Origin of the sequence: Nocardia sp. SYP-A9097 (assembly GCF_009649815.1) — a bacterium.
Lineage (GTDB): Bacteria > Actinomycetota > Actinomycetes > Mycobacteriales > Mycobacteriaceae > Nocardia.
This window is the reverse complement of the sequence record NZ_WJIC01000007.1, coordinates 360,416-381,056: the sequence shown is the minus strand read 5'-3', so window position 1 is coordinate 381,056 and position 20,641 is coordinate 360,416. Positions and strand designations below refer to the sequence as shown.

At 64.0% G+C, this 20,641-nt stretch carries 18 protein-coding genes and 1 tRNA gene; 9 read left to right on the top strand and 10 right to left on the bottom strand.

Annotation, left to right across the window (positions count from 1 at the left end):
• Positions 1 to 198 precede the first annotated feature (198 nt).
• On the top strand, positions 199 to 609 hold the full coding sequence (locus GFY24_RS18090) for a hypothetical protein (RefSeq protein WP_153806179.1): 411 nt from the start codon (positions 199 to 201) through the stop codon (positions 607 to 609).
• A 120-nt stretch (positions 610 to 729) separates the two neighbouring features.
• The gene (locus GFY24_RS18085; protein ID WP_153806178.1) at positions 730 to 1,188 is read left to right on the top strand and encodes a hypothetical protein; all 459 of its coding nucleotides are present in this window, start codon (positions 730 to 732) and stop codon (positions 1,186 to 1,188) included.
• An 88-nt stretch (positions 1,189 to 1,276) separates the two neighbouring features.
• Here GFY24_RS18085 and GFY24_RS18080 read toward each other — a convergent pair.
• A tRNA-Lys gene (locus GFY24_RS18080) sits at positions 1,277 to 1,352 on the bottom strand.
• A gap of 344 nt (positions 1,353 to 1,696) precedes the next feature.
• On the opposite strand from GFY24_RS18080, the gene GFY24_RS18075 reads away from it, so the two are divergent.
• Positions 1,697 to 2,887, top strand: coding sequence for an Ig-like domain-containing protein (locus tag GFY24_RS18075; protein WP_153806177.1), 1,191 nt, complete (start codon positions 1,697 to 1,699; stop codon positions 2,885 to 2,887).
• Between the two features lie 81 nt (positions 2,888 to 2,968).
• Here the strand turns inward: GFY24_RS18075 and GFY24_RS18070 are convergent, their stop codons facing one another.
• The 3 genes from GFY24_RS18070 to GFY24_RS18060 all read right to left on the bottom strand — a co-directional run bounded on the left by GFY24_RS18070 (position 2,969) and on the right by GFY24_RS18060 (position 5,585).
• Positions 2,969 to 3,331, bottom strand: coding sequence for a hypothetical protein (locus GFY24_RS18070; RefSeq protein WP_153806176.1), 363 nt, complete (start codon positions 3,329 to 3,331; stop codon positions 2,969 to 2,971).
• Between the two features lie 116 nt (positions 3,332 to 3,447).
• Positions 3,448 to 4,095 (bottom strand): cyclase family protein, encoded by a 648-nt coding sequence (locus GFY24_RS18065; protein WP_309230998.1) that lies wholly within the window; start codon positions 4,093 to 4,095, stop codon positions 3,448 to 3,450.
• 23 nt (positions 4,096 to 4,118) lie between these two features.
• Positions 4,119 to 5,585: an FAD-dependent monooxygenase gene (locus GFY24_RS18060; protein WP_153806175.1), complete on the bottom strand. Its 1,467-nt coding sequence runs from the start codon at positions 5,583 to 5,585 to the stop codon at positions 4,119 to 4,121.
• A 70-nt stretch (positions 5,586 to 5,655) separates the two neighbouring features.
• Here GFY24_RS18060 and GFY24_RS18055 point away from each other — a divergent pair, with 70 nt between their 5' ends.
• Complete coding sequence (locus tag GFY24_RS18055) at positions 5,656 to 6,339, top strand: TetR/AcrR family transcriptional regulator C-terminal domain-containing protein (RefSeq protein WP_309230997.1); 684 nt, start codon at positions 5,656 to 5,658, stop codon at positions 6,337 to 6,339.
• 74 nt (positions 6,340 to 6,413) lie between these two features.
• Positions 6,414 to 7,781: an FAD-dependent oxidoreductase gene (locus tag GFY24_RS18050; protein ID WP_309230996.1), complete on the top strand. Its 1,368-nt coding sequence runs from the start codon at positions 6,414 to 6,416 to the stop codon at positions 7,779 to 7,781.
• A gap of 55 nt (positions 7,782 to 7,836) precedes the next feature.
• Here the strand turns inward: GFY24_RS18050 and GFY24_RS18045 are convergent, their stop codons facing one another.
• Entirely contained in the window at positions 7,837 to 8,892 is a 1,056-nt protein-coding gene (locus tag GFY24_RS18045) for a thiamine-monophosphate kinase (RefSeq protein ID WP_194852914.1), read from the bottom strand.
• 876 nt (positions 8,893 to 9,768) lie between these two features.
• On the opposite strand from GFY24_RS18045, the gene GFY24_RS18040 reads away from it, so the two are divergent.
• Together GFY24_RS18040 and GFY24_RS43745 are read left to right on the top strand one after the other, a co-directional pair.
• Positions 9,769 to 10,533 (top strand): hypothetical protein, encoded by a 765-nt coding sequence (locus GFY24_RS18040; RefSeq protein WP_153806173.1) that lies wholly within the window; start codon positions 9,769 to 9,771, stop codon positions 10,531 to 10,533.
• Positions 10,487 to 11,140: a class I SAM-dependent methyltransferase gene (locus GFY24_RS43745; protein ID WP_153806172.1), complete on the top strand. Its 654-nt coding sequence runs from the start codon at positions 10,487 to 10,489 to the stop codon at positions 11,138 to 11,140. Before GFY24_RS18040 ends, GFY24_RS43745 begins: the two co-directional genes overlap by 47 nt.
• On the opposite strand, the gene GFY24_RS18030 is transcribed toward GFY24_RS43745, so the two are convergent.
• Positions 11,137 to 11,655 (bottom strand): HIT family protein, encoded by a 519-nt coding sequence (locus GFY24_RS18030; RefSeq protein ID WP_153806171.1) that lies wholly within the window; start codon positions 11,653 to 11,655, stop codon positions 11,137 to 11,139. The two genes, GFY24_RS43745 and GFY24_RS18030, sit on opposite strands and share 4 nt — an antisense overlap.
• Positions 11,656 to 11,726: 71 nt before the next feature.
• Between GFY24_RS18030 and GFY24_RS18025 the strand changes: the two genes are divergently transcribed.
• Positions 11,727 to 12,416 carry a (d)CMP kinase gene (locus GFY24_RS18025; RefSeq protein WP_153806170.1) on the top strand — a complete coding sequence of 230 codons (690 nt, stop codon included), beginning with the start codon at positions 11,727 to 11,729 and terminating at the stop codon, positions 12,414 to 12,416.
• A gap of 38 nt (positions 12,417 to 12,454) precedes the next feature.
• Here GFY24_RS18025 and GFY24_RS18020 read toward each other — a convergent pair whose 3' ends face one another.
• The 4 genes from GFY24_RS18020 to GFY24_RS18005 all read right to left on the bottom strand — a co-directional run bounded on the left by GFY24_RS18020 (position 12,455) and on the right by GFY24_RS18005 (position 19,440).
• Complete coding sequence (locus tag GFY24_RS18020) at positions 12,455 to 13,945, bottom strand: amino acid permease (RefSeq protein WP_309230995.1); 1,491 nt, start codon at positions 13,943 to 13,945, stop codon at positions 12,455 to 12,457.
• A gap of 35 nt (positions 13,946 to 13,980) precedes the next feature.
• Positions 13,981 to 15,051: a Glu/Leu/Phe/Val dehydrogenase gene (locus GFY24_RS18015; RefSeq protein WP_153806169.1), complete on the bottom strand. Its 1,071-nt coding sequence runs from the start codon at positions 15,049 to 15,051 to the stop codon at positions 13,981 to 13,983.
• Between the two features lie 238 nt (positions 15,052 to 15,289).
• Positions 15,290 to 18,766: an indolepyruvate ferredoxin oxidoreductase family protein gene (locus GFY24_RS18010; protein ID WP_153806168.1), complete on the bottom strand. Its 3,477-nt coding sequence runs from the start codon at positions 18,764 to 18,766 to the stop codon at positions 15,290 to 15,292.
• A 188-nt stretch (positions 18,767 to 18,954) separates the two neighbouring features.
• On the bottom strand, positions 18,955 to 19,440 hold the full coding sequence (locus GFY24_RS18005; RefSeq protein ID WP_153806271.1) for an Lrp/AsnC family transcriptional regulator: 486 nt from the start codon (positions 19,438 to 19,440) through the stop codon (positions 18,955 to 18,957).
• Between the two features lie 383 nt (positions 19,441 to 19,823).
• Here GFY24_RS18005 and GFY24_RS18000 point away from each other — a divergent pair, with 383 nt between their 5' ends.
• Positions 19,824 to 20,582 carry a GNAT family N-acetyltransferase gene (locus GFY24_RS18000; RefSeq protein WP_309230994.1) on the top strand — a complete coding sequence of 253 codons (759 nt, stop codon included), beginning with the start codon at positions 19,824 to 19,826 and terminating at the stop codon, positions 20,580 to 20,582.
• Positions 20,583 to 20,641: the final 59 nt, after the last annotated feature.

The following is a 20,641-nucleotide window of genomic DNA, read 5'->3' as shown; positions in this document are numbered from 1 at the left end:
CATCCTTGACCATCTGTTATCAAGTGACGCTTGACGTCCCGTCGGTCGTCGACGATACCCCCTCGACACGGGCGCTTGGGCAGGGTCCGATGCGTGCCCTGACCCCGCTGACCTGTACCCTCGCTCTCGATTCGCAGAAAACGCGTGGCTCCGGCCAGGGGTGCGTCAGGGCCGACGGCCTACCTCGGCGCATGGCTGGTGGCAACACCGTTGTGGCTGACGGGATTTCGGCGCGCAGCGCCCTCGCAGCACGCGGGACCGTTGGTGGCGGCCTGCCTGTTCGCCATGATGGTCGTTCCTGCCGCGGTAGCGATCCTGCTGACCCGATGGCGTCATCCGTGGCGCGACTTGCCTGCAATCCCATCGCTGGCACTGCCTCGCACGCGGCGACGTGTGGCAGTCCAATGCCTGTGGGCGAGCACAGTTTTCCTGGCAATCACTCTCGTGGGACTGATACCGGCGGCGCTGTTCGGCCTGTATCGGCCGACATGCCTGTATCGGCCGACATGGCCGCAGTCGACGTGGTCGCTGCTGGCTATGCCGTTGTCGGCGATGATTTCGCTGCCTCTCTATCTCGGTGAAGAGATCGGCTGGCAAGGTTACATGTAACCCCACACCACCGATCGCGAACGCCTGGACGGGTTGCGGTCTCAGTATCGGGAGTGGTTGGCGGGGAACGCGATCCCAGGGACACCTGGCTACACGCACGGCCCGCTACGGGACCGGCTCGTGCTTGACGTCGCCGACCTGAACCTCGGTTCTGGCGTGCGGCCCGGTGAAGCGGCGGCGGCGGTGTGGGATCAGTTCGACCTCGCCGCGACACCAGCGATGTTCACGGTGTCGGCGACGGTCGTGCGGCTGGCCGGGAAGGGCGGCCTATTTCGGCAGGAGTGGGCGAAAACCGAGGCTGGGCGGGGCGGGGTGCTGTGTGATCCGCACAATTTCAATCGGACCTGGCGCGACGCCCGCGGCACGCTTTATCACGATGTCACCCAGTACACCTTCCTCAAAACGGTCGCGACCCTGATCTCGGAGGCGTCGGATTCCAAGACGGCCGCACGCCAGTTGGGGTCCTCCCGTGAGGGGATCACAGAGCGGCATTACATGGCGTCGCCCGCGCAAGCGCCGGATTCCTCAGCCGTGCTGCAACGGGATTCGGCGGGGCCGGCTGACACGGTAGGCCGCTGAATTCTTGGGATATTTTTGGGGATTCGTGCCTAGGAACGAGTGAAACGAAAATGGCCCTGATCAGCAATTACTGGTCAGGGCCATTTTTTGGTGCGCCATCAGGGACTTGAACCCCGAACCCGCTGATTAAGAGTCAGCTGCTCTGCCAATTGAGCTAATGGCGCATGCTTTGCGTCCTGGCCTCTCCCTGTCGGTGTTGGCCTCTCTGCGGTGCGGAAAGAACATTAACAGGGTCTGTCGCGAAATGTGAAATCGCCCCTCTGAGCTGGGTTTTTTCGGACTTCGGTGAACTTGCCGATGGGTGTTAACGAATTGGGGGTTGGTACGGATGAACCGGTCGAGCCCTGCGGGGGCGGGCGGTATTGGCGTGTGACGGGGCCGTGGTGCCTGGCAGAATGGTCGAGGCGTGGTCTCGACCGATCCCCGTGGGCGTGGTGGTCGAGCAGGCGTGGTCGGGGTCGAAGCCCTCGGGGCCGGCCACGTACCGAAACATGGAGTGGGGTTGTTTATGAAGCAGTGGCGGGGATCCGTTGCCGTTCTGTCCGTGCTGGCGTTGGCGCTGGTGGGATGCTCCTCGGGGAATTCGTCGAAGGATTCCTCAACTGTCGCAATCGATTCCAACCCGCTCAGCGAGTTGGTGAAGCCGAAGTTGGTGTCGCCGATCAAGGATGGTCAGAAGGGTGTTTCGCCCGGTGACCCGCTGGTGCTGCAGGTGCAGGACGGCAAGCTGACCAATGTGACGCTCACCAATCAGGAGGGCAAGACGGTCGATGGTGAGCTCGCCAAGGACGGCCTGTCGTGGAAGCTGACCGAGCAGTTGGGCTTCGCGCGCAGCTACAAGCTGTCGGTGGATGCCATCGGACTGGGCGGCGCGAGCAGCTCGACCATGACGTTCACCACAATTTCACCGAACAATCGCACGCATCCGTATCTGCTGCCCGCCGAGAACGAGGTGGTCGGTATCGGCCAGCCGGTGGCGGTGCAGTTCGACGAGAACATTCCGGACCGCAAGGCCGCCCAGAATGCGATCAAAATCACAACGACCCCCGCGGTCGAGGGCGCCTTCTACTGGGTGAGCAATCGCGAAGTCCGTTGGCGGCCCGAGCATTACTGGGCTCCGGGCACCAAGGTCGATATCGCGGTGAACGTGTACGGCAAGGATCTGGGCAATGGCCTGGTCGGTGATACGGATATCACCTCCAACTTCACCATCGGTGAGGCCACCATCTTCTCCGCCGACGACAACACCAAGATGGTGACCGTCGAGAAGAACGGTCAGGTCGTCAAGACCATGCCGACCTCGATGGGTAAGGACTCCAGTCCCACCAACAATGGCGTCTATATCGTCGGTGACCGCTTCGAGAAGATCATCATGGATTCCTCCACCTACGGTGTGGCGGTGAACTCGCCGCAGGGCTACAAGACGCCGGTGGATTGGGCGACGCGAATCTCCTACTCCGGCATCTTCTTCCACTCCGCACCGTGGTCGGTCGGCCAGCAGGGTTACAGCAATACCAGCCACGGCTGCCTGAACCTGAGCCCGGCGGACGCGCGCTGGGTGTACGAGAATTCCAAGCGCGGTGACATCACGATTGTGCAGAACACCGTGGGCCCCATCCTGCCCGGTACGGACGGACTGGGTGACTGGAATATCCCGTGGGCACAGTGGAAAGCCGGCAACGCCGACGACAACCGCTGACCGTAGACGCGAAGAAGGGGCACCGGCTCGCAGCCGGTGCCCCTTTCTTGTTGCTCGATCTGCTGGTCTTGCCCGGTTGTCCTACAGGGTCGGCAGCCCCAGACTGCCCTTACCGTTCAAACTGTCGCAGCCGAATCCGGCGGTGCCCAGCACGGTGGAGGCGCTACCGGTGACCGCGCACAGTGTCGTGTAGTTACCGAGCAGCATCTTGTCGAGATTGGGCAGCCCGAATGATCCGGTGCCGGTGGATCCGGTGGTCGCGAGCCCACCCGAGCTGCCGGTCTTGGCCGAACCGGAGGCGGATCCGGTGACCGAGGCGGTCATGGGATCGGTATCGGTCGTGGTGGAGGTGTCGGTGAGTGTGATCTCCGCGGAGGCGACTGCGGGGGCGGCGCTGAGAATGGCCGCCGTGGCCAGCAAAGTTGTTACGGTGCAACGCTTCACGTAAAGGTCTTCCTTGATCGAGCTCGGATCGGGGGCCCCGGCCTCCCCCGTGTTGACATGCAGTCTACGAAGATCAAGTGGGCCGCGCCACATAATCCGAAACGGTGCTGTGTCCGTCACAACCCGATGCGAGCGATGGCTCGTACGGGTGCTCCGTCCGCGCCGGGCAGATTGAGGGGAAGTAGGGAGGCCTCCACGCGATGGCCCAGGTGCTGTTCGGTCAGCACCTCGTCCAGCGCGGTGAGGTTCTCGGCGATCACAGCGTGCGCGCCGCACAGGATCCTATGCGACGGAATGTCTTGCGCGGGCGTCGGATCCACACTCAGGGTATCGATCCCGATGGTCCTGATCCCGGCCTCGACGAGGTATGCGGCGGCCTCGGGAGCCAGATACGGGTGAGCCAGATAATCCGGCGTCCCCCAATGCTCCGACCAGCCTGTGGCGACCAGCACGATCTGCCCCGCCCGGACTTTCCCCTCGAAGTACTCCCGCCCGATGGCCGTGCGCGGCCCCAGCCCCCGTGCATCGATCACCACCGCCGGCCCCACGAATCGCTCCAGCGGCAGGGCGTCCAGCGTGGGCAGCCCATCATCGATATGGAAAGGCGCGTCCACATGCGTCCCGGTCTGCGACCCCATATGCACATGCAGCACATTCACCTCGTCGACGCCGACGGTCAGCGCCGGGTGGATGCTCACTTCGGGGTCGCCGGGATAGACGGGCATTCCGGTCCGCAACGGGACCGACAGGTCGATGATGCGCACATGCCCAGCCTAGAGCCCGAACCTCAGTCGGTCGCTCCGAACCAGGTGGTGAGGGCTTCGGTGAGCCCTTCCGTGCCGGGTTCGTCGGTGGCCCAGGCGACGTAGCCGTCGGGGCGGATCAGTACGGCGGCGGGGGTGGGGATCGGGCCGACGGCGGGGATGGCCCAGGCGCCGGCCGGGGTTTCGGCACTGACGATCTCGATGTGGGCGGCCCACTCCGGAAGGGTGGGAGCGGGGGTTCCGTTGAGCAGCAACAGGATTGGGTGAGCGGGGCGCAGGAGTTCGTAGACGCGGGTGGTGGTGATGGTGGTGTCGGGCATGCGCCGCCCCGCGAGGGGGTGCTCGCATTTGGTGTCGTAGCCGATGTCCAGGGCGGTGATCATCAGGCCGAGGCGGTGCCGGACCTCGGGGAGGTCGACGAGATCGCTCATCACATCGCGCAGGGCGTCGGTATGCGCGCCGGGGCGCATTAGGGCGGTCTGGGCGCGGGTGTTGTGCAACACGCGCTCGGCGATCGGGTGGCGCTCGGATTCGTATGTGTCCAAGAGGGTTTCGGGTGCGGTGCCGTGTACCGCGGCGGCGAGTTTCCAGCCCAGGTTCACCGCGTCCTGGATGCCGAGGTTCTGGCCCTGGCCGCCCGCCGGGTAGTGGATGTGCGCGGCATCGCCCGCGAGGAAGACGCGGCCGTCGCGGTACCGGGTGGCTTGGCGAGCGGCGTCACCGTAGTGGGTCACCCAGCGCGGGCTGTGCATGCCGTAATCGGTGCCCGCGAGCTCGGTGAAGTGGGCGCGGAAGTCCTCGAAGCTCAGTTCGGTGCCGCGTGGCAGCACCAGGTCGTGGCGCTGGACGACCAGGCGGTACCAGCCGGGCTGGAGCTGTACGACGGAGTAGTCACCCGCGGCGGCACGGCGGGCGAAGAAGAGTTCGGCGGGCGGAGCGGCCAGTTCGACATCGGCGATCATGCCGGTGACGGTGGCGTCGGTCCCGACGAAGTCGATGCCGGCGAGCTGGCGGACCGCGCTGCGGCCGCCATCGCAGCCGACCAGGTATGCCGCCCGGATGGTGCGCGGGTGGGCGCCGCCGATCTCGACCTCGACGCCCGCGCCGTCCTGCCGGAAGCCGGTGACGGGGGAGTCCCACTGTGTGGTGACGTCCAATTCGCCTGCGCGGCCTTCGAGTTCGCGCTCGATGATCGATTGCAGGATGGCGAGCATGTACGGGTGGTCGGTGTCGAAGTCGGCGAAGTTCAGTGACACTCCGCCGAAGTGCCCGGCCTGCATCTGCCGGCCCTGCGGCAGCAGTCGATCCAGCAGCCCGCGCTGATCGAGGATCTCCATGCTGCGGGCGTGGATGCCGCCGGCGCGGGATTCACCGGTGCGGGCGGGGAGCCCGTCGACCAGGGTTACCTGTACTCCGGCCAGTCGCAGCTCGGTGGCGAGCATGAGTCCGGTGGGGCCGCTACCTGCGATGACTACGTCCGTGGTCGCCATGACCTTCTCCTTAACAACGTTAAGCCCTTAATGATGTTAAAGAAACCAGAACACTGTTAAAGTGTCAACCGTGAGCGAGAAACCGGTCGTGAAGCTCGATACCAACGCCATTGCCCAGGCCGCCCTGGCTCTGCTCGACGAGACCGGGCTGGACGGGCTGACCATGCGCAAGGTCGCCGCCGCGCTGAATGTGCAAGCGCCCGCGCTGTATTGGCACGTCAAGAACAAGCGCGAACTGCTCGATGTCATGGCGCAGCACATCTTCGTCGCCGCTGTGCACGGGCTGGAAGCGCCTCGGCGGGGAGAGGATTGGCGAGACTGGCTGATCCACCTCGCCTCTCGGCTGCGCCGGTCCATGCTGCACTATCGCGATGGCGCGCGGGTCGCCGCCGGAACCTTCATCAGCGATGAAGCCATGTGGCGCACAGTGGAATTGACGCTGCGCACGCTCGAGGACGCGGGCCTGGACCGGACCTCGGCCGAACACGTCTTCCCGATCCTGCTGCATTACACGACCGGATTCGTCATCGAGGAGCAGGCGCGCACCGGGGTGGAGTACAGCGAAAACCCTTATGACGCAGACCATCTCGGCGTGGTCGTGGACTCCGGCCGCTACCCTCGGACCGCGCGCATGGTCGCGGACTTCGCCCGGGCCGACAATGACGCGGAGTATGAGCACGGATTGCGAGCCATCCTCGCCGGTGTCGTGGCCCTCGCCGCCGCCGGGCCGGAGGCGGGATCCGCCACCGACTGAGCGGCTGCTGAAAGTTTGCCAAACTTGTTCTTCGGTGTCGCCACAGGCGGATTCATTGGGTTACGGTCGTAAACGTGACTACCGCGCGGATTGTGATTGTCGGCGGCGGTTTCGCCGGTGTGGAGTGCGCTCGATATCTGGAACGGCGATTACGCCCCGGAGAGGCGAGTATTCGACTGGTCGGGTCGGTGGGCGCGGGTCAGCTGTACGTGCCATTGCTCCCGCAGGTTGCCTCCGGTGTGCTGCCCTCGCAGGCGGTGGCGGTTTCGCTGCGCCGGGTACTGCATCGCACCGAATTGATGCCGGGCACGGTGGTGGGTGCGGACGCGGCGCGCGGGCAGTGTGTGGTGCGGCGGCCCTCGGGTGCGGAATACGTCCTGGGCTATGACCATTTGGTGCTGGCCTCGGGGAGTATCACCCGCATTCTCGATATTCCGGGCCTGCCCGAACACGGCTTCGGGATGAAGACGCTCGCGGAGGCCGTCTATCTGCGCGATCACGTACTGCGTCAGCTCGATATGGCCGCCATCGCCGACGATCCGGTGGAACAGCGCGAACGGCTGACCTTCGTCACCGTGGGATCGGGTTATGCGGGCACCGAGACCGCGGCCGTGCTCGCGAAACTCACCCAAGCCGCTGCCCGGCAATACTTTCCGCGCCTGGATCCGAGCCTGGTGCGCTGGTATCTGATCAATCGCAGCGAACGGGTGATGCCGGAGCTGGGGGAGCGCCTCGGGGCGGACGCGAAAAAGCTTATGGCGCAACGCGGAATCGAATTCATCTCCGGGGCGTCCGCGACCGAGGTCACCGCCCGATCGCTGACTTTGACCACGGGACAGGTGATTCCGACCCGCACCGTGGTCTGGACCGCGGGCGTGACCTCCAGCCCACTGGCGGACCATCTCGGTGCGGAAACCGATCACGGCCGCATCATCACCGATACCGAACTGCGCGTACCGAGCCTTCACAATGTCTGGGCCTGCGGCGATGTCGCCGCCGTACCCGATACCACCCAACCCGGCAAGACCTGCGCGCCCACCGCCCAGCACGCCAGCCGTCAAGGCCGCGCGGCCGGAGTGAACCTGCTGGCGACCCTACGCGGCAAACCCCGCAAACCGTATCGGCACCGCGACCTCGGCATGGTGGTCGACCTGGGTGGCTGGGACGCCCTCGCGCGACCGATGGGCATCGGATTACGCGGCGCCCCAGCACAATTGGTAACCCGCGGCTACCACCTGCTCGCCACCCGCACCTTCGCCGCCCGCTCCCGCATCGCCCTGAACTGGGCGCTACACAGCGTCGCCGGCGACGATTTCGTCCGCCTCGGCATCTCGGACGGCGCCCCGCACACCATCGGCGACTTCGAGCGCACCGGCGACTACCTGAGCGCGGAGCAGTTGGCGCAGGTCCTCGGCGACCCTAGGTGTGGCCTGGCACGATGAGTCGGGAGACATCACTGAGCACCTCGGTCACCTCGTACTCACGGCAAGTGAAGGATCATGTGTGGCGCCAGGACGCGCCGGGTATATCGGTTGTCGTCAAGCCTCGGCGGAGAGTGGCGCCGGATCCGGATTCCACACGGCCTATGACGTAGAGCGGGAGGCAGGACCGGGCAAACTCGGAGGATACGGAGTCTATTGCGTCCGCGTCGACCGTTACGACTAATTCGAAATCGACGGAGTCGCCGAACACCAGTTCCAGTACGTCACAGTTCAAGTGTCCGGCAGCGAGTCGAACTGATTCGTCGATAGGCAACAGGCTTTCGTCGACGACTACGGAGACTTCGCTGGCGTGGGCAATCGTCTCGACAGCGCCTTTGAGTCCATCGGACGTATCGATGCAGGCGGTCACCGCCGGGTTGCATGCAAATGCTCGGCTGTGTCGTGTTCTCGGGGTGACTCGCTGCCACTTTGCCAGCAATGCCGCATACTCCGCGCCGGAAACATCCACGCCGTCGTTCGCAAGTTTCATGGCGCTGCCGGCTAACCCGGTGGGTCCGGAGACGCAAAGTACCTGCCCGGGACGCGCAGCGGTACGAGTGAGCAGGTTTCCGGGCTCGACGATGCCGAATGCACTGGCGGACAGGATTATTCGCTCGGCACTGCCGATGTCACCGCCGACGTTGAGCGCTCCGGCCGCGCGAGCGCCGTCGCGAATCCCCTCGATCAATTCGGCGAAGTCGTCATCCCGAAGATCCTTCGGATAGCGGACGACAGACAGCACACCAAGTGGGATCGCGCCCATTGCCACGACGTCGCTGATGTTTGCACCGGCCAGGTACCAGCCGATGTCGTAGTTGGAAAGAAACCCCTTTTCGTACAGGCTGAACTTTGGTCCCCGGACGTAATCGCTGCCGGCGACCAGAATTTGATCGCCGCTCAAACTGAATGCCGCGCAGTCGTCTTGCGCGACAACGCCCAGCAGCAGTTCGGCAGTTGCGCCGTTTGCCAGGATCGTGCTCGATTCCTCGCTGCCTGTGGCAGGGACGATAATTTTCGCGATCTTGGACGGCTCGTCCAAGGGTGGATCGGTGGCCAGTGCGTGCACGGTCACAGCATGACTCCTTCGGTGGCGGCCCCAACCGCCCATCGCTGCATAGTCTGATGGAAGATATCGCGTCTTACCACTACCGCCCAGTCGCATTCCTCGGGCGGAATTGCGATGCTCGCCCCAGCTACCATCCTGAGATACTGGCTGATCATGCGCTGCTGCGGCCGGGCGACAAAGAATCGATCCCCGTCTGCGGCAAGATAGTACGGCGACTTCCCGATACACAAATCGGCAACATTCTGCCAACTGTCCAGTACTGCAAGCGATAGCCCATCGCCGGACATTCGACCGATTACGGGTCCAATAGCGATTGGTAGTACGTGAAGATGTGCATGACTGATACAGGCGGCCCGCATTGCTGACGTAGAGCCATGCTCGAGTAGTGTGAATGCACCGAAAATTTGTGTGTACCTTCGGAGGAAGCTGCCTAAAAAAGTCTCGAAGTCACTTTTGGGGTCCGAGATCGCTTGGGCTGCACTGAAATAGTGAGAACGTGGACAAACCAGGACGTGACCGACAAGCAGCGGCGAAAGGTCCGCAACCGCAACGCTATCGGCGGTCTTCGCGAGGTACCGCGTGGTCATCGGAAAATATGTGCGAGTGAACTCGGTTTCGGCCGTTCCGGAAAATTCCGCGCATAGATCCGACCTGTCACACAATCCAGTCGGCCGCACGCGACAAGGGTAACACTCGAACGAACCCGATGCGCACGAAAAGTGTTGCGCGATACCGGGATTGACGGATTCGAAACGAATGTTTCACGTTGACCAAAAAAACAGTCCGGTCGTATTGTAGCGTCTCCGAACGCGCTGGGGTAGATTCGCGCCCGTGCGCGGATAAAAGTTGCTGGGCGCTAACGACATTGGCAGGTATCTGGGGATGAGATCGAACGCCGCAGCTGCTTGGGATAAAGGGATCGCGACTGCGGCACTCGCCGCGCTGGCCGCGAAGAGCCAAGGCTTTCCTGACCAGCGACTGTGGACTGACATCACGGACCGGCTGCCGTTCCTTGTACCCGCGCTACTGGTCATTGCGGCGGTATTCACTCTCGGTCCTTTCGCTGCCCGGGCGCAGCGCAGCTTGGTCAGCCGACGCACTCAACTCGAGCGGGAAGTTTTTGTCCAATTCGGCAAAATGATCCGGGAGGCGGATCGCGTGATCAACGGGTTCGAGTTCGAAGATCTCGGCTTGCATGCCTGGCAGGTGAAGCGGTCATGGTGGCCGCTCGGAAAGTCGCGACTCCGGCGCGTTGCCACCTATCGGCTTGGCGGCAATGTTGTCCTCCGTCGGTTCGAGCCACGATGTGGCGAGGGAGTCGTGGGTATGTGCTGGGATCGCGATGCGGAAGCTGCCTTCAATGTCGAAGCTTTGGCAATTGCCGCAACTACGGAAGCGGGATTCAACGCCGAGCGAGCTGCAAAAGGCGAACCTGCGGTGATGGGTTTGACCTGGAAAGAGTTCGAGCGGGTTCGTCATCGGGGCGCGGTTTTCGCCTCCCCTATCCGGGACGGTAACCATAACTTCCGTGGTTGCTTGAGCCTCGACACCAAGAGTGGATACGCCGCCCTCGCGGCGTCCCGCGTTCCGGAATTACTGAATGAACTGGCACTTCGAATGCAGGCGCACGGATTCGACGAGATGTGATATGGATCGAGACACCCTCTCCTGGTATGAGACCCATTCAGCTCGCTACATCGAGCGAACTGATTCCTTCGAGCTGTTCAATGGGCTCGAACAGGACTTGCTGATGTTCGCCAAGTTTTTGCGAAGTGATTCGATCGTTGTCGATCTGGGCTCTGGGGGTGGTCGAGACGCTCGGCTCCTTGCAGAACTGGGGCACAAGGTCATCGCGGTCGACGCGAGCATGGCTTTGCTGCGGCGATGCCTCGGCGCCGCCGGACCGATGCGACGAATCCGCGGAGTAAATGCCGATCTGCTGGCTCTGCCATTCACGCATGGTTCGATTGGTGGCCTATGGGCGTGTGGCAGTCTGCTGCATCTACACCGGCATGAGATTCCCGCGGTTGTGCGTCGATGTTTCGAGATACTTCAGCCAGGCGCCCCGATCGGTCTGAGTATGAAGGAAGGGCATGGTAGCGAGCGCCGGGGCGATGGACGGTTCTTCACCTACACCTGTACTCAGGAACTACAGGGTTGGTTATTGAATGCGGGGTTCGAACGCATTCTAATATCCGGACCATCGCGAAATGATTGGTTACTTGCCATGGCGATCAAACCGCAAATGCCCTAACTCCATGAATCCGGGTCGCATTCGGAGAATACCCGCCGAATCCCACCACGCGGATCCGGAACGTCGCCATGCCAGCGAGGAATAATGTGCAGGTGCAGGTGTGGCACGGTACGTCCTGCGGCTGACCCGTCGTTGACGCCGATAGTGAATCCGTCTGGGCGGTATTTGACGTCCAGCGTATCCCGCATCGTCTGTGCCAAAATGTGCAGATCCCGCGTTTCGCGTTCAGTCATATCGAAAAACGACAGAATATGTCGAAACGGGACAATCTCGATATGTCCCTTGCTCGCCGGATAGTTGTCCAAGCGGGCATACATTGTGCCGCGACGGCGAACGACAGTGTTCACGGAGGGATCTGAGTGGCGGCAGAAGATACACGCCGGATCCGGGCTGGTTGGACTGTCTCGGTGCGTTGTGGAATCCAACTGGACGGATTCATTCGGCCAGTCGAGCGGTAGCAGCAACTGTTGCGATCCGATCGGATTCACGATAACTGCTCCATCGCTACTCGACATGGTTGGCGTCCTGCCGTCGGGGTCTCGGCGAAGGCTGAAGCGTATACGCTCGATGCAACTACACTTCACCCGTGGAAATTCAACCACGGCCTACCCGGGCCTGTCTTGTCGTCGCGGTCGACGGGGGTGTCGCAACAGGAAAATCGTCCGTGTGTTCCGTCCTGGCGCAGCGACTTCGGGTGCCGTACTTCAATGCTGGACTTCTGTATCGGGCCCTTGCTTTATGGTGCCTCGACGAGCACCTCACGCTCGATAATGCTGACAATGCGACAGCGATTGCAGCGCAGAGCTTTCCGATCTTGGTGTCTCTCGACAACGGGTGCACCGCAGTTTCTCTGGCAGACCGCGATGTTTCCGATCAGCTCGAGCTCGCAGAGATTACCGCTGCCGTGTCTCGGGTGTCTCGGCATCCTGAGGTCCGAGAAGTGATGAATACCCGCCAGCGGGAAATCGTGGAGCAAGCCGTATCGACGTTCAACGGTGTTGTCATCGACGGCCGTGATGCGACGACCGTAGTCGTGCCGAATGCGGACGTGAAGGTACTGCTCGTGGCCAACCCGGCCGCACGGGCAAGCCGCGTCAGTGCCGGTGAGGGGGAAGCCGAAGCGGCAGCGCGCGACGCGGCCGACGCGGTAGTCAGCGATTTCCTGTGCCCGCAATCAGGCGTGGCGGCATTCGATACCAGCGATTTGGGCATTGACGAAATCAGCTCACGGGTACTGGCGCATGTGTTGGAAAACCGACCGGATTGGAAAGACTGAGGGTCCGGTCCTCATGGACCGGACCCGGGGACGTTCGCTTATCGGACCGGTATGGACTCCTGCTCGGCGACCGCCGGCTGCTTGCGCAGGACGGAATGCTTTCGGCTGTAGGCGAAGTAGACGATGACGCCGACCGCCATCCAGATCACGAAACGCAGCCAGGTCTCGATGGAGAGATTGAGCATGAGCCAGAAGCAGGACAGGGCGGCCAGGATCGGGATGAACGGCACGAGTGGGACGCGGAAGCCGCGCTTCAGGTCGGGGCGGGTGCGGCGGAGGATCGGGACGCCGATCGATACCAGCACGAAGGCGACCAGGGTGCCGATATTGACCATCTCTTCGAGGGTGCCGAAGTCGACGAACCCGGCGAGTAGGGCGCAGACGATGCCGACGATCACGGTCAGGCGGACCGGGGTGCCGTGCTTACCGGTGTGGGCGAGGCTGCGGGGGAGCAGGCCGTCGCGGGACATGGCGAACAGCACCCGGGTCTGGCCCAGGAACATGACCATGACCACGGTGGACAGGCCGGCCAGCGCGCCGACGGAGATGATGTTCTTCACCCACATATCGCCGTGCAGTGCGAAAGCCGTTGCCAGGGTGGCATTTCCGTTCGAGAGCGCGGTGTAGGGGACCATGCCGGTCAGCACGATCGACACCGCGACGTAGAGCACGGTCACAATGGCCAGTGAGCCGAAGATGCCGCGCGGCACATTGCGCTGCGGATTCTTCACCTCCTCGGCGGTGGTGGCCACGACATCGAAGCCGATGAAGGCGAAGAACACCAGGCTGGCGGCGGCCAGCAGGCCGTACCAGCCGAAACTCGTACCGCCGGAGCCGGTGAGGAAGCTGAACAGTGACTGATGCACCCCGCCCGCTTGCTCCGACGGCTGCGCCGGCGGAATGAAGGGCGTGAGGTTCGACGCCTTGAAGTAGGTCGCGCCTACCACCAGCACCAGTGCGATCACGGCCAGTTTGATGGCGACGGCAACCGCCGAGACTTGCGACGACAGTTTGGTTCCGGTGGCCAGCAGCAGACCGACCGCGGCGATGATAAGTACTGCGCCCCAATCGAAGTGGATCGAACCCAATTCGAGGATGGGCGGCCGGGAGCCGAGTACCTCACCGAGGTACTGCGACCACCCCTTGGCCACCACCGAGACCGCGAGCGCGAACTCCAGAATCAGATCCCAGCCGATGATCCACGCGATGATCTCGCCGAAGGTGGCGTACGCGAAGGTGTACGCGCTGCCCGCCACCGGTACGGTCGAGGCGAATTCGGCATAGCAGAGCGCGGTCAAACCGCACGCGATCGCCGCGAAGACGAAGGCGAGCGAAACCGACGGCCCCGCAACGGTTCCCGCCGTTCGCGCGGTGAGGGTGAAAATGCCCGCGCCGATGACCACCGCGACACCGAAGACCGTGAGGTCCTTGGCCGTCAGATCCTTGCGTAGCTTGGAATCCGGGTCATCGGTGTCCCGGATCGACTGTTCGACTGATTTGGTGCGGAATAATCCGCTGGTGATCGCCACTTCTGGTCTCCTCCTTGAAACTCGGGCGTTCGCGGTCAGATCGACCGCGGGATGGCATCGAGCCGGCGCTCGGCGAAACGATTCGCCGCCGCGCCCGTACCGATACCGGAAGCCTTTGCCGCCGTTATGATGTCGCGGCAACGGTTGTAGATGGCCGCTACATCGGCTTCGATGGCTGCGGGGTCGGCGGTGCGCAATTCGCCCGCCACCTGCATGAGGCCGCCGGCATTGGCGACGAAATCGGGGACCCAGGTTATGCCGCGCTCATTCAGCGCGTGCTCGATATCCGGGGTCGCGAGCTGGTTGTTGGCCGCGCCGCACACGACTTTCGCCTCGATGGCCTCGGCGCTGGACGCGGTGAGCGTGCCGCCGAGGGCGCAGGGGGCGTACACGTCGACGGGAGCGGTGGATACGGTGCTGAGCAGTCGCACCGACGGGTGGACCTGGGAAATGCGCTGTAGAGCAGCATCATTCACGTCGGTGACGCACACCTCCGCGCCATCGGCGAGCAGCATGCCGATGAGCTCACTACCCACCTTGCCCGCGCCTTCCACACCCACCGTGCGATCAGCCAGTGAGGCTGTGCCCCACACGGATTCGGCACCGGCGCGCATGGCGTGGAAAACACCGAGAGCGGTCAGCCGGGCACTGTCACCGGAACCGCCCGCGGCCGCGCTGCGTCCGGTCACGAAGGGTGTGTGCTTGCCGATGATGTCGAGATCGTCGGTATTGGTGCCGACATCACCCGCCGTGATGTACCGCCCGCCAAGGGTATTCACGAATCGCGCGTACGCCGCGAGCAGCTCCTCGGTCTTGGCGGTCGCCGGGTCGCCGATGATAACGGCCTTACCGCCACCCAGATCGACTCCGGCCGCGGCGGCCTTGTACGTCATGCCCCACGACAGTCGCAGCACATCCTGCAGCGCAGCCGACTCATCGGCATACGGGTAGAAACGAGTGCCACCGAGCGCGGGACCCAAGGCGGTCGAGTGAATCGCGATAATCGCCTTCAACCCGCTCTTGTCATCCTCGCAGAACACGACCTGCTCATGAGCCCGCGAGCTCACCTCGTGCGAGCGGCCGAAAACGCCTGTCTCGGTGCGCATTGCAGTCACAATCCATTCCTCTCTGATTGCCGCTTGTGGCGGCCTTTTCTTCGCCGGACCGGCATGGTTACCGGTGTGGATCCCGGCCAAAAACGCGCCGGGATGACGAGATGTGTTGCTCGCCGGGATGACGAGATGTGTTGCTCGCCGGGATGACGAGATGTGTTGCCGCCCCGTCATCCCGGCATGTTCTTGGCCGGGATCCACACCGCAGCGTGAAGCCTGTATTCGTCGGAGTTCAGTTGTGCCGGAGGCCGAGGCTGTGTACCGCCGACCAGTACTGCTCGACGTTGGCGAGTTTCACATCCTCGTAGCCACGAACGAGGTCGGGCAGCGCGGCGGCCTGTACAGCGATGTCGTAGTTGTCGAGGGTCAGGGTGGCGGCCAGGTGTCGCACCATCGCCGTGTAGTGGGCGAGCAGCTCGCGCTCCACTTTTCGGACGTGGGCGTAGCCGAAGGGGTCCAGGCGGGTGCCGCGCAGGGCCTTGCCCTTGGCGAGAAGTTTCAGGGCCAGATGGGATTTCGGGGTGAGGCCGATCTTCTTCTTGCGGCCCAGGGCGCGCAGGACGGGCGGGTGGAGTTTGTAGGTGAGGTTTTCGCCACCGGGGACCTGTTCGCGGACCTGGGCCAGGAAGGCGGGGTCCACCAGTAGGCGGGCCACCTCGTACTCGTCCTTGTAGGCGGTGAACTTGTGCAGGCCACGGGCTACGGCCTTGCTGAAATCGGTGCGCTCGGTGACCGAACGCTCTGTGGTCCATACGGATTGGACCGCATCGATATAGCCCCGGGCGATCTTGGTGTTCTGGTACTGCACCAGTTCGGCGGCACGCAGTTCGACCAGTCGGCGTACCTCACCGCCGAAGGTGGTTCCGCTCAGCAGCTCCGCAGGCACCGTGGCGCGGGTGCGTTGCGGTGCAATCGATTCGACGGCCGCGGCGAACGCGGCCGGGTCGGCGATGGCCACGCGTCCCCAGCGGAAGGCGGCGATATTCGCCGCGACCGCAACACCATTGATGCCGATGGCCTCTTCGATCGCCGCTGCCGGCAGGCGGAGTCCACCCATCTGGAAGGCCGCGCCGACCATCAGGAAGTTCGCCGCGGCGGTATTGCCGAAGAGCTTCTCGGCCGCCGCCAGGGCATCGAAGTGGTTGAGCGAATCCGTCACCGCGGCAAGGCGATCCAGCAGTGATCCGGTCTCCGGATAGGCGATCGACTTGTCGTACACCATGTCTCCGGTGGGTGTGCGGCTGGTGGAGGCGATCGCGACTGTGCCGGAGGGGTTTCCGTACTGGATGTTCTTGGGGTCGGCTGCGGTCAGCAGGTCGATGGCGATAATGCAGTCCGCGCTGCCCGGGGTGAGCCGGTTGGACGGCTCCAGTTCGGTGGTGGAGAAGCGCAGATGCGAGACAACCGGCCCGGCCTTCTGACTCAGGCCGATCTGGTCGAGGCTCTCGACCTCGTATCCGGCGCGCAGGGCAGCGGTGGCCAGCACCTGGTTGACCGTCACGATGCCGGTGCCGCCGATTCCGGCGAGCAGCACATTCTGGGTACCTCGCGGTGCGCCGAGGCCGGGATCCGCCACCGCCGGCGGTTCGGCCTGCTTGCGGGACTTCTTGCGGCCCTTGGTATCCGGTGTCACCTCGACCGTCACGAAGGACGGGCAGTCGCCGTCCAAGCAGCTGTAATCGGTATTGCAGGAGGTCTGATCGATCCGAGTCTTGCGCCCGAACTCGGTCTCGACCGGTTGTACGGAGAGGCAATTCGACTTCACACCGCAGTCGCCGCAGCCCTCGCAGACCGCCTCATTGATCACGACCCGCGTATTGCGCACCGGCAGGGTGCCGCGCTTGCGTTGCCGCCGCGCGTCGGCCGCACAGTGCTGGTCGTAGATCAGCACGGTGACGCCCTTGATTTCGCGCAGTGTCCGCTGCGCCTCGTCCAGCCGGTCGCGATGCCACAGCACGGTGCCCTTTGCCAGCGCCCGCTTGTCATGCCGTTTGGGCTCATCCGCGCAGATGATGATCTGCTTGACGCCTTCGGTGCTGAGCTTGTGCGTAAGTTGCGCGACGGACAGGATGCCGATGGCGTCCTGCGCACCGGTCATGGCGACGACCTCGTTGTAGAGCAGCTTGTAGGTAATGTTCACCCCCGCCGCCACACAGGCCTGCACGGCCAGCTGCCCGGAGTGGAAAAACGTTCCGTCGCCGATGTTCTGGAACAGATGGGGCACATCGGTGAACGGCGCCTGCCCGATCCACTGGCTGCCCTCACCGCCCATCTGGGTGAGCCCGGTGACCGCGCTGTCGCTGCGCCCGGAGAGCGTCACCAGAGTGTGGCAGCCGATGCCACCACCGCCGATCGAACCCTCGGGCAGAGCGGTGGAGCGATTGTGCGGGCACCCGCTGCAGAAGTACGGCGTCCGCTTGGCGGAGAGTACCTCCAGCGAAAGTGCGGGCGGCGCGGCCCTTTTCAGCTCGACATGATCACGCAGTACGCGCCGCAGCGGGCCGAGCAATCGCCCCGGCGTCAGCTCGCCGTCGGCGGGCATGAGCAGTGCCCCGCGCCCGTCCTGCTTGCCCAGGATGCGCGGTGCATCGACTGTGCCGTACAGGATTTCGCGGATCTGGGTTTCGATGAATGCGGTCTTGTCCTCCACCACGATGATTTGCTCGAGCCCCCGCGCGAACTCGGTGACCTGCTGCGCCCCAACGGGATACGGCATGCCGATGCGCAATAGTCGAATCCCGGCGCGGTGCATGACGGTCTCGTCGACCCCGAGGTCGAGCAATGCCTGCAGCACCGCGTCGAAGGTCGTTCCGGTGGCGGCGATCCCGATCTTGGCGTCGGCCGGATTCACCTCGATGACATCGAGATCGTTCAGCGCGCCGAATTCGCGGACCATCGCCCAGCGCGGCCCGTACAGATCGGCTTCGGCGAGCACGCTGTCGGTCGGCGCGGCCATAGGCCGCTGCCGGTATATGAAAGGTTTTCCCTCCCAGAGCAATTCGGGAGTGACCAGCGGAAGATCCGCGATCGAGGCATCCACCGTCCACGCGCCGTCCGCTACATCGGCGACGATCTTCATGGCCACCACACACCCCGACGCCCGGGACAACGCCACCCCCGCCATGCCCATGGTGATGATCTCCTGCGCATTGCGCGGGAACAGCACCGGCACACCCATGGCGGCCAGGGATCGCTCACTCACGGCGGGCACGGTCGAGGATTTCGAGGCCGGATCATCGCCGACCAGCAGCAGTACTCCGCCGCGGGCATTGACCCCGTACATATTCGCGTGCCGAATGGCATCGGTCGCGCGGTCCACGCCGGGGCCCTTGCCGTACCAGACGCCGATGACTCCGTCATGGGTCGCGCGCCCGGCGGGCAGATCGGCCTGACTGCCCCATACCGAGGTGGCGGCGAGCTCCTCATTGAGACCGGGAACGAAGGTGATGTCGTGCTCGGACAATACATTCGGCATGCCGAGCAGCATTTTGTCGACACCGCCCAGTGGGCTGCCCTGATATCCGGAGACGAAGGTGGCGACGCGGCGCCCGGCGCGAATATCGCGCACATGCTGTTCGACCAGTAACCGTGCGATGGCCTGCACTCCGGTCAACAGGACCGGTCCGGCGCCGGAGCGATACCGGTCGGCGAGGTCGTACGGGGCGGCCGGTTCGGTCTGCTGTGAGGAGGGGCAGACAACGCTGGTCATGGTCAGTCACCACACTTTCCACAGCCCAGATCGTGAGCTGCAAACGAAAGGCATTAGCAATCGGTGCAGCGGAATCTGCCGTCAGGGGGTGATCTGTGTCAACAGATGGGCGGAAAGTTGATCAGACTGCTCAAAAGTGATCTGGAACACTTCCGCGTGCGCAGCATTCTGCTCGAGTAATAGGAGTGTCAGGCCGGGTGCGGCTGGTTCGTCAGATGCTCGACCAGGGGGAGTGAGCGGTACTCGATCGGGGTGGCAAGGGCCAGCATGGTTTCGGTATGCCGGACACCCTGGATGGCGTGCACGCGCTGCACGATGCCGAGTAGATCCTGCTGCGACTGCGCCGCGATCCGCACCAGCAGATCCGATCGCCCGGTGGTCGCGTGCACCTCGAGCACATTGGGGAATTCGCGCAGCGCCTCGACAATCCCGTCGATCCTGCTCTGATCGAGTTCGACCCCGAGGAAGGCGTGCACCGCGAACCCGATCGCCTGCAGATCCACCGAGGGTGGATATCCCCGCACCGCCCCCGACGACTCCAGCCGCTTCATCCGCGCCTGCACCGTATTGCGCGCGATCCGCAATCGCTGCGCCAACTCCAGAATCGGTGCTCGCGGATCCGCCGCCAACGCCTTGAGCAGCGTGGCATCGAGCGCATCGATCTTGATGGTCATGCCGCATTTTCGCACAACGCGCGGCGGCTCGGCGGCATCATCGGAAGGCCGAGCGGCGGGTTGGCCGAGGGAATCGGGGCCGCGCAGTGGGGTGGGTTGCGCGGGCCCGATTCCATTCCGGGCCAGGTGATTACAGCCCCGTGGTGATGCGACCGCGCCGATGAAGCCGCCGATTGCCGCGCCGATGGCGCAGCCGACGATCGCACCGACCAGGAAGAACCAGATTCCTATCACTATGCCGACCAGGCAGCCGATTGCGGCGCCGGCGAGGATCGTGCCGCCGTTCGCATCGACCTGGTTTGCGCGGGTTCGGCGGAGTCAAGAATTGCGATCAGCTCGAGCCCCGGGAAATATCCTGCGGGCGGGGCGAATTGAATGGCGATGTGCAGCTCACCAACGGGACAGCCATCGAAGTCGACACCGCCGCGCATCCACTCGACGACCCCGTGCGGGCGTCACTGCGCGGGCCGCATGCCCAATTCGCCTCCTGGGTAGGCCGAATCGGCCGCTACGACCCCGAAGTAGCCCGATTCGTCGGGCATCCGGCGGTCCTCGACGACCAGGACTGGACCGACCTCGCCACGCTGCTCGGCCCGGGCGGCGGTACCGCGCTGCGCGGGTTCGGCCATGAACTGCCGCCCGGCTGGACGGAGCTACAGGTCTTCGACTCGGTGCAGATGGAAGGCTCCGGCCTTCGCGTCGAACATGATCCGGAGTTGACGGTGCTCACCGCCGCGGACGTGCCGGACATGCTGGCGCTGATCGCGCGCACCGAACCCGGACCGTTCGCGCCCCGAACCATCGAGATGGGCACCTATCTGGGACTGCGAGTGGACGGCCGCCTGGTCGCGATGGCCGGCGAGCGCATGCACCCGCCCGGCTGGACCGAGATCAGCGCGGTCTGCACCGATGCCGAATTCCGCGGCCGCGGCCTCGCTTCGCGCCTGGTCCGCGCGGTCGGCGCGGTCATCCGCGCCCGCGGCGAAACCCCATTCCTGCACGCGGTCGCCCACAACACCACCGCCATCAGCCTCTACGAAACCCTCGGCTTCACCCTCCGCCAGCGCGGGCAACTGACCTTGGTGCAAGCGCCGGGCCAGAGCTCTTCGCCTGCGCCGCAACCAATTCGATGGTCTGCGTAAGTCTTCCAGAAGACTTCTGGAAGACTTCCAGAAGTCTTTGGAAGTGCCTCGAAACCGTC